Below are 12,612 nucleotides of genomic sequence, written 5' to 3'. Positions count from 1 at the left end.
TTTAAAGTAAAAAATTACTCAGGAATTTGTTGACTCAAGCAATGTAAAGTTCCAAATCCCCAAATAAAATCTGTGGCGCTAATGCCAATAATTTCACGATCTGGAAAACACTCTGAAAGGATATTCAAAGCTACTCTGTCATTTGCATCATTGAAAGTAGGTACTAAAACACAGTTATTTAAAATCAAAAAATTAGCATAACTCGCAGGTAAACGCAATCCATCAAAATCAATGCGTTTCGGCATAGGTAAAGTAACAATTACAGGTGCTTGACCGTTTTCTAGTTTCGCATTTTGCAAACGTTTTAAGTTGTCTTGTAAAGGTTTGTAATTGCTGTCTTCTGGATTAGTCTCTATAATGGTGACAATAGTGTCCTCATTTACAAATCGGCATAAATCATCGATGTGTCCGTGTGTATCATCACCTTCGATACCATCTCCTAGCCAAATGACATTGGTAATGCCTAAGTACTCTTTAAAAACGGTTTCATAATCTTCTTTGGTAAAGCCTTCATTACGCACCTGAATCGTAGGATGCATTAAGCATTCTTCTGAAGTTAACAAGGTACCACGTCCGTTTACATCAATAGCACCACCTTCTACAATTACGGGCTTTCCTTTGTAGGTAACTTGAGTTAAGGAAAGTTGTAAATGTTCAGCGACTTTACTCGGTACGTGTTTATCTAAATTGATGTTTTTGTACTTTGCCCAACCGTTAAAATTGAAATTCAAGGCTTCTCTTTGATTACCATTCTTCACAATGATTGGACCAGAATCACGCATCCAACTTCTATTGGTTTTATGAATGATGAAGGATATCTGCTCTAAATTTACGGTAGCCATTGTTAGCAATTCAGTGACTTTCTCTTGTTGTTTTTCATCGGCAACTACCAAAAAAACAGTTTCGTAGGTGGCTACTTTTTTGATGAATTCTACGAAAGCCCATTGTACCGCTTCGTATTTTCCAGGCCAGTCTTTTCCGTTATGAGGAAAACATAATAGGATTCCTTGTTGTTTTTCCCATTCTGCGGGAAATCTTCTTGAGGTTGTAGTCATCTTTAGTCTATTGCTCTTTTAGTAATATCCCCAAAAGCATCGATGCGTCTGTCTCTGAAAAACGGCCAATTCTGACGTACGTTTTCTTGTAAATCCAAATCAACTTCGGCAATTATTATTTCTTCTTTATCGTGTGAAGCTTGCGCTAAAATTTCTCCTTGTGGTCCTGCAATAAAAGAGGATCCCCAGAATTCAATTCCAGCTGTTCCTTCGATGTATTGCTCCAAACCAATACGGTTGGCTGCGGCTACATACACACCATTGGCTACCGCGTGGCCTTTCATCACATTCATCCAAGCACCGTGTTGGTTTTCGCCATATTGTTCTTTTTCTAAAGGATGCCAACCAATTGCAGTTGGATAAAATAACACTTCAGCTCCTTGTAAAGCAGTAAGACGTGCACCTTCTGGATACCATTGATCCCAACAAATTAAGGTTCCAATTTTTCCTTTTTGTGTAGGGAAAGCTTTGAAACCAATATCGCCTGGCGTAAAGTAGAATTTTTCATAGAAATGTGGATCGTCTGGAATGTGCATTTTGCGATACAGTCCAGCTTCGGTTCCATCGGTATCAATGATGTAAGCACTGTTGTGGTAAATTCCCGCCATTCTCTTTTCGAAGAAAGGAACAATGATTACCACGCCTAATTCTTTGGCTAGTGCCGAAAAAGCGATAAATGAAGTACTGTACAATGGTTCTGCCAAGGCAAAATTATCCACGTCTTCACTTTGACAAAAATAATGACTGCTATATAATTCTGGTAACGAAATGACTTCTGCACCTTGTTTTGCAGCTTCTCGAACCCAGTGTAAACATTTTTTTAAGTTGTTTTCAGCAATATCGTTGAGGTTTAATTGAATAACCGCTATTTTGTATTTTTTATTAGGCATAACTTAAAATTTAGAGTGCAAAAGTAGTTATTTTTTCTAAAGAGTTCTAATGAGGTAAAATGAAAGTTTGGTTTGTAATCAAGCTATCATTGGTTTTGTTGAAGTGCAATTGTAAATAGAATTCTTTTTTTTATTGAGGATTAAATGCTCCAAAATGCCAAAGAATACCAGAAGGATCGTGTAAAAAACATTCCTTTCCCCAGTCGAGATGGCGAATAGGGACCAATTTGACAGTAGGATACTTTTTCGTCAAATGTAATGCTACTAATGATTCCCAAAATTCTTCTACATTTTCAACCTCCATAAAAACCATAGTATTGTCAATCCAGTCTTTTACATAAGCATCTTGTAGGTAGAAGCCAAAATTAGCGGTACAGAAATAACTCATATTGCTAGAAAGCATACTCTCATTAAAACCTAGCTCTTTATAAAACTGTCTAGATTCCGCGAAGTTTTTAGATCCTATAAATGGGCGGATGGATTTGGTTTTGAATTCCACTTTTTTTGTTTTTAATGTATGCCTTTGGGTTCATAAATGAGTCGTAAGAAAGTACTAAAGCGTTCGTTTTCTTTGCTTATTGGGATTCCAGTTACAATTCCAATCAATAAATTATCAATTATTCCAACACGCATTTGAGGCCTTATGACCATATCGAAAGCACCATTATGAATCTCTTTATTCAATTCTATTCCAAAAAAGTTACTAGTTCCAGGAATCATATAATGGAAACTAGTATTGATTTGCCACGTAGTTTCGATATGATTGTTTTCAAATTCGTGTTCTATCACGGGCCCAATGTAAAGTAAAGTATGAAAATTGTTTCCCCATCGTTTTGCAGCAACAAAAAAAGGATTGTAAATGTTACCAATTATGGCTTTCGATTTGCCATAATCTGAAAAATTGGGTAGTTCGAATTCGTTTAAGTAAGCAATGGCCAGTGTGGTTTTTTTTTTTCAGAAACATAAAACGAGTATTGTGTAGCTAGTTTTAATCCATCTATGGCATTTTTCGGAATGGTTGCGCCGCTGTTGTTTGGAGAATAAAAAGTGAATGGGACCTCAATTTCTAAACCTAAACGATCGATGACTGCCCACTCGTATTCTACAAATCCATTGTATGAATCAAATGTATTGTTGTCTTTTAATTCAAATCCAACGTTCCATTCTTTTTCTCCTTTTCGGGCACCTAAATCTCTAATTAAATCAATATAAAGGGGCTCGGCGTGAAGAACTTTATCTGGATGTAGTTTGTTTTCTACTGCTTCAATGTATAAACTGTCTTTTTCTTTCTTATTTTGACTAAAAATAAGAGCAGAGCAGAGTGTTGATAATACAACAAAAATTATTTTTTTCATGAGACTGAATCTAGTTACTTCGTTTTTAATAACGTGTTGCTTTTTTTATTTATTATAATTCTAAGAATTGTAAGCTGTCATAATGATTTCGAAAGATTACCAAAATTCAGTTTGAATTATTGCTATAACTCGAACCGAGTTTTTAAGTATTCGATATTGGCTTTCATAATTTTTTGCAATTGATCCAAATCGATATCGCTGAGCTTATTTACATACAAACACGCTTTTCCTCTTTTAAATTTCCCTAAACTTGTTAAAAGTGATTCCTGCTCTTCGAGTCCAGTAAAAACATATAACGAAATCGCCGATTTTCTTGGAGAAAAACCCAATAGCGGTGCATTTCCTTCGTGTCCGCTTTCGTATTTGTAGTGATATTTGCCAAAGCCAATGATTGATGCTCCCCACATTATAGCTTCACATCCAGAAACAGCCTGCATAATTTCAACTAATTTTTGGCTGTCTTTTTTCTTTTGTTCTGAATCGGCAAATTTTTCAATGAAATCAGCCACACTTTGATCTGTTTCTATAGTTTTTTGTGCCATTATCTTTGAATTAATATAAAAAATAAAGTTAGCTTTTATTTTGTAAAAAAAACAAAAGCTAACTTGTAATTAATTGAAAATAGAGGTGTTGTTTATTTTTTGCCCAAAACTTTCTTTATAATGGTAACGATGAGTAGTGTAATTCCACCAAACACTAAGCCAAATAAAGGCTCTTTGATGAAACTAGGAACTTGTGGTAGCACGTGATGTAAATAGTCGATTTGGTGGGCAAAAATTCCACCAGCTACCATAATCAAAGCAATAGTTCCGATTACGGCTAAACTTTTAATGACTTTAGGTAAAGCGTTTACCAAAAAGTTTCCAATTTTGGTTAAAAAGCCATTTTCTTTACTGCTTAGTTGCATTAGTTTGAATCCCATATCATCCATACGAACAATTAAAGCTACTATACCGTATACACCGATAGTAGCAATAATGGCAACAATAGACACTACTGCAATTTGAGTGGGGACTGATTTCTCTAAAACGGTTCCTAAGGCAATGATTACAATCTCAACAGAGAGGATAAAATCTGTAACAATAGCTGCTTTTATTTTTCCTTTTTCTTGTGCAAGAATCTCTTCTTCGGTAAAAGATTGGGTTAATGAAATCTCAGCTTCGTGATGATGATGCGGAAAGAAATATTCATAAATTTTTTCGGCACCTTCGTAGGCTAAATAAAGACCTCCCAAAACTAAAATTACTTTAATGGCCAAAGGCGAAAAAGCACTAAGCACAAAGGCTATTGGAAGAATGATTAGTTTGTTTAAAAACGAACCTTTAGTAATGGCCCACAATACTGGTAGCTCACGTGAGGAAACAAATCCTGAAGCTTTTTCGGCATTGACAGCTAGGTCGTCTCCTAAAATTCCAGCTGTTTTTTTGGTAGCAATTTTACTCATTGCTGCCACATCATCCATTATTGCTGCGATATCATCTAAAAGTGCAAAAAATCCTGATCCCATTTTTTATTTAATTTAGTTTAATTTTTAATTTGTTTTGATTTATGGCTTTTCTGTTTCACTCACTTCTTTGATTTGATCTAAGATGTTAGTTTGATTGGGAGCGATAAAGTTTTTGGTTTCGTTTGTGGTTTCTTTTTTGAAAAGAAGATCTAATGCATTGTATAATTTTAATAAAACGTCTCGGTCTTGTTTATCGATTTCCACCGCACTGTTAAAATTAAACACGTAATTATTGGAATTACGTACTTCTACTTTGATGGTTTTTGGGGTGATTTTGAATTTGACGATATCCATTTTTTGGCTATTGATTTATAAAAAGCATTTCTTCTCCAATTATTTGCTTGACTATGTGTTTACAAATGAGTGAGGCAAATCTAAAGAAAAACACCAAATTATAGGAATAAAATAAGGGTCATTTTGTATTTATTTTGTTTAAGTTGATTCTATCAATCTTTTGAAAATGTAGTGATGCAAAGCATTTTTTCTATTCAGCCCCGATGGGAGCAAGTATCCTTTAGGGCTGGGGTTCAGCCCTAAAGATACTGCGGACAGCGGGAGGGAAAGTTATTATGAAAAAAGGTGTTACTGCTCCTAAAAAAAACACCAATCTTTCGACTGGTGTTGTTGAATAACCCAATCAGAGTTCAAAACTCTGACAAGGTTGAAGTTGTTAGTAAGCATTGATTAATTTACCAATTCTGTTTGATTTCTGAAAACCAATTGATTATTGAAGGCGTCAATCAAAACGATACTATCGGTGGTGATTTTACCCGACAGAATTTCTTTCGATAATTCGTTGAGCACTTCACGCTGAATGACGCGTTTTACTGGTCTGGCTCCAAATTGCGGATCGTAGCCTTTTTGAGACAAATAGCTTATCGCTTCGGGAGTAGCGTCCATGGTGATGCCTTGTTGTGCCAACATTTTGGTCAAACTTTTCATTTGCAAGCCTACAATTTGCGCAATATTAGCGTTGGTCAACGGGGTAAACATCACGATTTCGTCGATACGGTTGATGAACTCTGGACGAACGGTTTGTCTTAGTAATCCCAACACTTCTACTTTGGCGGCCTCGGTGGCGGCTTCTAGGCTTCCTTTTAAATTTTCAAATTTATCCTGAATAATTTGGCTTCCCATATTCGAGGTCATGATGATAATGGTGTTTTTGAAATCGGCCAAGCGTCCTTTGTTGTCCGTCAATCGGCCTTCGTCCAGCACTTGTAGCAAAATATTGAACGTATCAGGATGTGCTTTTTCGATTTCGTCTAGCAGAATCACAGAATACGGTTTTCTTCGCACAGCTTCGGTCAATTGTCCTCCTTCGTCATAGCCCACGTAGCCCGGAGGCGCACCCACCAATCGGCTCACGCTGTGGCGTTCTTGGTATTCGCTCATGTCGATTCGGGTCATGGCATTTTCATCGTCGAATAAATATTCGGCTAAGGCTTTGGCCAATTCGGTTTTACCCACACCAGTAGTTCCTAAGAAAAGGAAGGTTCCTACGGGTTTTTTCATGTCTTGTAATCCCGCACGACTTCTGCGAACAGCATCACTCACTGCCTCGATGGCTTCTTCTTGTCCTACCACGCGTTTGTGAAGTTCATCCTCTAATTTCAATAGTTTTTCGCGTTCGCCTTGTAGCATTTTCATGACTGGAATTCCGGTCCATTTGGCTACGACTTCGGCAATATCTTCTCGGGTTACTTCTTCTTTAATCAAAGAAGTTCCGGATTGATTTTCTTGCAACTGATGGGTGAGAGTAGCCAGTTTTTCTTGGGCTTCTTTGATTTTTCCGTAACGAATTTCGGCAACTTTTCCGTAATCGCCTTCACGTTCGGCGCGTTCGGCTTCGTATTTGAAGTTTTCGATTTCTGTTTTTACCAACTGAATATTGTCCACCACATCTTTTTCAGATTTCCATTTAGCGAAAATTTCGTTGCGTTCTTCTTTCAAATTGGCCAAATCCAAACCTAACACTTTCAGCTTGCTTTCGTCTTTTTCGCGTTTGATGGCTTCGATTTCAATTTCTAGCTGCATGATTTTTCGGTCCAATACATCGAGTTCTTCGGGTTTGGAGTTGATTTCCATACGCAATTTAGAAGCCGCTTCGTCCATCAAATCGATGGCTTTGTCTGGTAAGAATCGGTTGGTAATATAGCGTTGCGACAATTCAACCGAAGCGATAATAGCTTCGTCTTTGATTTGTACTTGGTGGTGTGTTTCGTATTTTTCTTTGATACCACGCAAAATCGAAATCGCACTTTCTGTATCCGGTTCTTCAACCATTACTTTTTGGAAACGGCGCTCTAAGGCTTTGTCTTTTTCAAAGTATTTTTGGTATTCGTCCAAAGTAGTGGCTCCAATCGCACGCAATTCGCCACGAGCCAAAGCCGGTTTCAAAATATTGGCCGCGTCCATGGCGCCTTCGCCACCGCCAGCTCCTACCAGCGTGTGAATTTCGTCTATGAATAATACAATGTCTCCTTCAGAAGCAATGACTTCTTTGACTACCGATTTCAAACGCTCTTCGAATTCCCCTTTGTATTTTGCACCCGCGATAAGCGCGCCCATATCGAGAGAGAAAACAATTTTGTTTTTTAAGTTTTCAGGAACATCGCCTGCTACGATTCGGTGCGCTAAGCCTTCGGCAATGGCGGTTTTACCCACACCAGGTTCTCCCACCAGCATCGGATTGTTCTTGGTTCTACGCGTTAAAATTTGAAGGACACGACGGATTTCTTCGTCGCGACCAATTACAGGATCTAATTTTCCTGTTCGAGCTAATTCGTTGAGATTTTTGGCAAATTTGTTCAAAGAATTATAGGTGTCTTCCGCAGAAGCCGAGGTAACGCGTTCGCCCTTGCGCAATTCGTCTATCGCAGCTTTGAGTCCTTTTTCGGTCACGCCTTGATCTTTTAGGATTTGGGCAACTTTACTTTTAGAACCAAAAATCGCTAGGATTAAATGCTCAATACTAACGAACTCATCGTTCATTTTTTTGGCAATAATTTCGGCTTCGTTAAGTGCGGTGTTAGCACTTCTAGATAATTGAATTTCGCCACCAGTTACTTTAGGGAAATTTTGAATCTGACTATCCAAAATTTGAAGAAATATAGGCACGTTAACGTTTAGTTTTTTCAATAGAAAAGGCGCTACATTCTCGTCTACTTCAAAAATAGCTTTGAAGAGATGTTCGTTTTCAATTTGTTGTTGTCCTAGGCTTTGCACCAATTGTTGGGAGTGCTGAATGGCCTCTTGGGATTTGATCGTAAATTTATTAATGTTCATGATTGTTAGATTTGATGATTATTTTTGTGTTTTATTAGCTAATTTTGTTGAGAAAGCGTCAAAGGGTATTCCATTATAAATTTACGGACATTTTGACTGTTTTTGTTTGAATTTGAGTATTATTTAACGACAAAAAGACATAAAAAGAGACAAAATGAGCCTATTTAATTCCTTATTTGGTAGTTCAGAAGAAAAAAAAGAGTCGGATAGTAAAGTCAATTGGATTCCGTTGCAATTGATGGGACAATTAGACGAATTAACAGCACTTTCTAACGAAAAACCTGTATTTATTTTCAAACATAGTACTCGTTGTAGTATTAGTCGATTTGCCTTGAAACAATTTGAAAACGAGTTTGATTTGCACGATGTTATGGATGCCTATTTCTTGGATTTGATTACCTACCGTGAGATTTCGAATGAAATTTCTACTCGTTTTGGCGTGCAACATCAATCGCCTCAATTGATCTTGATTAAAGAAGGAAAAGCCATTTATGATGCCTCACATAGTGATATTGAAGCTGGGATTTTGAAAGAGTACGTTTAATTTCTTTCTTTTTCGGGTAATAAGTTATGATACTATTCACTAGGCTAAAAAGTACTAGATTTGATCATCAAAATAAATAAAATGACGACTATTGAAATAACAAAAGTAAAGCCTCATGAAATAGTTCCATTGCAAAAAATAGGGAGACAGACTTTTCAGGAGACTTTTTCAGATTCCAATTCTGAGGAAAACATGAAAAGCTATTTGGAGGAGGGATTTTCTGTTGAAAAGCTTACTTTAGAGTTGCATAATAAAGATTCTGAGTTCTATTTTGCTATCCATGAAAATGACATCATTGGGTATTTGAAAATCAATTTTGCAGAAGCTCAAACGGAGTTAAAAGATCATAAAGCGCTTGAAATTGAACGGATTTATGTTGTAAATGCCTTTCACGGGAAGCATGTGGGACAATTGCTTTATGATAATGCCATCACAATTGCCAAAGAAAAAGGTGTGGAGTATGTATGGCTTGGTGTTTGGGAAGAAAATGTGAAAGCGATTCGATTCTATACCAAAAATGGTTTTGTGGCTTTTGATAAACACATTTTTAAGTTAGGCGATGACGAGCAGACTGATATTATGATGCGATTGAAATTGAGTTAATCCTGATTTCAAATCGTAATCGAGTTTAATAAAAAAACGGCAATTTTTCACAAAGAAAAATTGCCGTTTTTAGTACTACCAAAAAGTATTGCTATTTTTGAATTTTTATATCTACTACGATTCTTGGGTCGTAGCCTGCTCTAGACACAGATTTCACATGAATCGCTCCTTTTTTTCCAGCAGCGTTTTTAAATAAAACTACTGTTGGAGTTAAATTGTCTGGGAATGACTCATTATCATCGGCATCTAATTTCAAAGTATCGAAATCGGTGCTTTTTTCGATTTTATTGAATTGATCTACTGTGATAGACCCTTTAGGGTTGTTTAAGAAAATAGAGGTTGTGGCATTTTTTATACCGTGATCTGAGTTATTTGGGCTAACAAATGCGTTTAATGAGAAACTACCACTATAAAAAGCAAGATCTATTTTTGGTAATATTGTAGCATCTATTTTACTTTTTTTGAATGATTTTCCTAATTCGGTAGAGAAAAATCTTCCTGCATCAAATCCCTCAGACTCATCTAAAGAAAAAGTAACATCTTTGAAAGTTTTTATTGTTGAGTTGTCTGTTGGTGGTACAGTAGTGCTGTTTGAGTCATCGTTAGAACAACTTGTAAAAACACCTAAGCTTAGGCATAGTAAAAGGACAATTTTCTTTTTCATTTTTATTTATTATATAGTTAAAGTTCTTACAAAATTATGTATTATTTTTGTTTAGCAAATAATTTTTATGAGAATTTTACACTATAAAATAAAAGTGATATTAAGTATTTAACTATTAATTAGTTGTGCTATTCTTAATTTATATTTGAAAATTTTTATGAATAAGAATTGTTGTGTTAAAGTGATGTTTGATAGGAGTGATATTGCTATTGAATTTTATAAATAAGCCACGAATGCACAAATTATAAGCGTTTAATTTGTGCATTCGTGGCTATTATTAATAAGATTAATTTAAAAAGTGTTTTCCATTTTTTCTTTGATCTCTTTCAAACACAAGTTATTGATACTCCCTTCGTGGGTGTGCTGGGTGGCTTTTGGTGATTCGTAAGTACCATTTTCTAATTGTTCTGCCACCGCTTTGTAGGCGTCTCTAAAAGGCATTCCTGCTACTACCATTTCGTTTAATGTATCCACAGTAAATAGGTAATTGTATTTTGGATCGGCTAGAATGTTGTCTTTTACCTTGATGTCTTTGATGGAAAAAATGGCAATATCCAAGCACGCTTTTAGATTTTGTATAGCGGGAAATAATCCTTCTTTCAATAATTGAAATTCACGGTGATAGCCACTAGGAAGGTTGTTTGTGATTAAAGTGATTTCATAAGGCAAAGCTTGAATTTTATTGCATTTCCCACGGATTAGTTCAAAAACATCTGGATTTTTTTTGTGAGGCATAATGCTTGACCCAGTCGTTAGATGCGCTGGTAAACTAATGAAATCGAAGTTTTGGCTCATATATAGACATACATCCATAGAGAATTTTGCTAAAGTTGAAGCCACGCTACTCATAGCAAAAGCCACTGTTTTTTCAGATTTTCCACGGCTCATTTGAGCTGCAACAGAATTGAATTTTAAAGTAGCAAAGCCTAATTCCTGAGTTGTAAAGGTTCGGTTGATAGGGAAGGAGCTTCCATAACCAGCGGCGGAACCTAATGGATTTTGATTTACCACTTTTAGAGCGGCATTCAACATCGTAATATCATCTATCAAAGTTTCGGCGTAAGCGGAGAACCACATACCAAAGGATGAAGGCATAGCAATTTGTAAATGCGTATAGCCAGGTAACAATACATTTTGATACTGTTCAGCGGATGCCATGAACAAATCGAATAGCGTTTTTACTTGCTCTTTGAGTGCTATGACAACGTCTTTCAAATACAAATTGACATCCACCAAGACTTGGTCGTTTCGAGAACGTGCCGTGTGTATTTTTTTACCAGCGTCGCCTAGTTTTTCGGTCAATAAATACTCGATTTTGGAATGTACGTCTTCAAAACTGTATTCGATTTCGAAATCTCCTTTTTCGATAGCTGTAATTATCTCTTGTAAAGCTGAAACTAAGTCATTAGCTTCTGTAGCATCCAATAATCCTATTTGAGCCAACATTTTAGCGTGAGCGATAGAGCCTAAAGCATCGTATTTGGCCAAAACCAAATCTAATTCACGGTCATTTCCTACCGTAAAATGTTCGATTTGTTTGTCGGTTGGTATTCCTTTTTCCCAGAGTTTCATATTATTTTATTTTTTGAATTGTAGGGACAGGTCGCGACCTGTCCCTACAATTAATTTTTTAAAAAATCTGTCAATATTTTAATGTACAATTGAATTCCTTCTTCGATTTCATTGATGTAGATAAATTCGTCTGCCGAGTGTGACCTCAGGGTTTCTCCCGGGCCAAGTTTTAGCGACTGGCAACTCAACACCGATTGGTCCGAAAGCGTAGGAGAGCCATAGGTGGTGCGGCTTAACGCGATTCCTGCTTGTACTAATCCGTGTGAAAGAGGAATAGAAGAAGCATTGAGATGCATAGAACGCGGTGTAATCTCAGCTTTCACTTGTTGACGAACCGTATCTAATATCTCCGCATTGGTATAACAATCATTTACTCGAATATCGACTACCAAATGGCATTCAGCAGGTACTACATTGTGTTGTTTTCCTGCGTTGATTTGGGTTACCGTCATTTTTACAGGTCCTAAAACTTCTGATACTTTTTCGAATTGGTAACTGTTTAACCAACTGATGATAGGCATCGCATTGTAAATAGGATTGTCAGGATTATGATGTGCTGCGTGGCTTGCGGTACCTTTTACGACTACATCTAAAACCAAGAGTCCTTTTTCGGCAATGGCCAGTTGCATTAATGTAGGTTCGCCCACGATGGCACAATCAATTTCTGGTAAATGTTTTAGTACGCTATTCAATCCGTTTTTGCCACTGCTTTCTTCTTCTGCAGAAGCGACCATAACCAAATTGTAAGGCAAATTTTCTTGAGCATAAAAATGAACAAAAGTGGCCAATAAAGCCACTAAACAACCTCCAGCATCGTTACTGCCTAGACCAAATAACTTCCCGTCTTTTTCGATAGGTTCAAAAGGATTATTGGTATAGCCTTGGTTGGGTTTTACCGTATCGTGATGAGAGTTGAGTAAAAGAGTGGGTTTAGCCGCATCAAAATGTTGGTTGTACGCCCAAATATTATTGTTTTCCCGCTCAAAGGGAATGTTATTTTGTTGAAACCATTGTTCAATTAAAAGCGCAGTTTGTTGTTCTTCACTAGAAAAGGAAGGAGTCGCAATCAGTGCTTTTAGTAAGGAGATGGCTTCTTGTGTAAGGGTTGTAATGGTTTTCAAAATTTTTAATTTA

General features: G+C 36.6%; 12 protein-coding genes and 1 pseudogene. 2 read left to right on the top strand and 11 right to left on the bottom strand.

Annotation, left to right across the window (positions count from 1 at the left end):
* Positions 1–14: 14 nt before the first annotated feature.
* From BXU11_RS14415 to clpB, 8 genes and pseudogenes are all read right to left on the bottom strand, one after another.
* Positions 15–1,055 carry an agmatine/peptidylarginine deiminase gene (locus BXU11_RS14415; protein ID WP_078213051.1) on the bottom strand — a complete coding sequence of 347 codons (1,041 nt, stop codon included), beginning with the start codon at positions 1,053–1,055 and terminating at the stop codon, positions 15–17.
* Between the two features lie 2 nt (positions 1,056–1,057).
* Positions 1,058–1,945, bottom strand: a complete 888-nt coding sequence (locus BXU11_RS14410) for a carbon-nitrogen hydrolase (protein WP_078213050.1) — start codon at positions 1,943–1,945, stop codon at positions 1,058–1,060.
* Positions 1,946–2,075: 130 nt separating this feature from the next.
* Positions 2,076–2,444 (bottom strand): glyoxalase, encoded by a 369-nt coding sequence (locus BXU11_RS14405; RefSeq protein WP_078213049.1) that lies wholly within the window; start codon positions 2,442–2,444, stop codon positions 2,076–2,078.
* 11 nt (positions 2,445–2,455) lie between these two features.
* A pseudogene (locus BXU11_RS18560) lies at positions 2,456–3,300 on the bottom strand (HAEPLYID family protein).
* Positions 3,301–3,422: 122 nt separating this feature from the next.
* Positions 3,423–3,842 carry a DUF1801 domain-containing protein gene (locus BXU11_RS14395; protein WP_078213048.1) on the bottom strand — a complete coding sequence of 140 codons (420 nt, stop codon included), beginning with the start codon at positions 3,840–3,842 and terminating at the stop codon, positions 3,423–3,425.
* 92 nt (positions 3,843–3,934) lie between these two features.
* Positions 3,935–4,807 carry a DUF808 domain-containing protein gene (locus tag BXU11_RS14390; protein ID WP_078213047.1) on the bottom strand — a complete coding sequence of 291 codons (873 nt, stop codon included), beginning with the start codon at positions 4,805–4,807 and terminating at the stop codon, positions 3,935–3,937.
* Positions 4,808–4,846: 39 nt separating this feature from the next.
* On the bottom strand, positions 4,847–5,101 hold the full coding sequence (locus tag BXU11_RS14385; RefSeq protein ID WP_024980781.1) for a hypothetical protein: 255 nt from the start codon (positions 5,099–5,101) through the stop codon (positions 4,847–4,849).
* Between the two features lie 390 nt (positions 5,102–5,491).
* On the bottom strand, positions 5,492–8,095 hold the full coding sequence (gene clpB, locus BXU11_RS14380) for an ATP-dependent chaperone ClpB (RefSeq protein WP_078213046.1): 2,604 nt from the start codon (positions 8,093–8,095) through the stop codon (positions 5,492–5,494).
* Between the two features lie 154 nt (positions 8,096–8,249).
* Between clpB and ytxJ the strand changes: the two genes are divergently transcribed.
* Together ytxJ and BXU11_RS14370 are read left to right on the top strand one after the other, a co-directional pair.
* Positions 8,250–8,639, top strand: coding sequence for a bacillithiol system redox-active protein YtxJ (gene ytxJ / locus BXU11_RS14375; protein WP_078213045.1), 390 nt, complete (start codon positions 8,250–8,252; stop codon positions 8,637–8,639).
* An 81-nt stretch (positions 8,640–8,720) separates the two neighbouring features.
* On the top strand, positions 8,721–9,242 hold the full coding sequence (locus BXU11_RS14370) for a GNAT family N-acetyltransferase (RefSeq protein ID WP_078213044.1): 522 nt from the start codon (positions 8,721–8,723) through the stop codon (positions 9,240–9,242).
* Between the two features lie 91 nt (positions 9,243–9,333).
* Here BXU11_RS14370 and BXU11_RS14365 read toward each other — a convergent pair whose 3' ends face one another.
* From BXU11_RS14365 to BXU11_RS14355, 3 genes are all read right to left on the bottom strand, one after another.
* On the bottom strand, positions 9,334–9,906 hold the full coding sequence (locus BXU11_RS14365; protein ID WP_078213043.1) for a hypothetical protein: 573 nt from the start codon (positions 9,904–9,906) through the stop codon (positions 9,334–9,336).
* A 291-nt stretch (positions 9,907–10,197) separates the two neighbouring features.
* Positions 10,198–11,478 (bottom strand): argininosuccinate lyase, encoded by a 1,281-nt coding sequence (gene argH / locus BXU11_RS14360; RefSeq protein WP_078213042.1) that lies wholly within the window; start codon positions 11,476–11,478, stop codon positions 10,198–10,200.
* 50 nt (positions 11,479–11,528) lie between these two features.
* On the bottom strand, positions 11,529–12,599 hold the full coding sequence (locus BXU11_RS14355) for a M20 family metallo-hydrolase (RefSeq protein WP_078213041.1): 1,071 nt from the start codon (positions 12,597–12,599) through the stop codon (positions 11,529–11,531).
* Positions 12,600–12,612 lie beyond the last annotated feature (13 nt).

The organism is Flavobacterium sp. LM5 (genome assembly GCF_002017945.1).
Taxonomy (GTDB): Bacteria; Bacteroidota; Bacteroidia; order Flavobacteriales; family Flavobacteriaceae; genus Flavobacterium; species Flavobacterium succinicans.
Note: the sequence above shows the minus strand (reverse complement) of the source record. Positions and strands in the feature narration are given on the sequence as shown.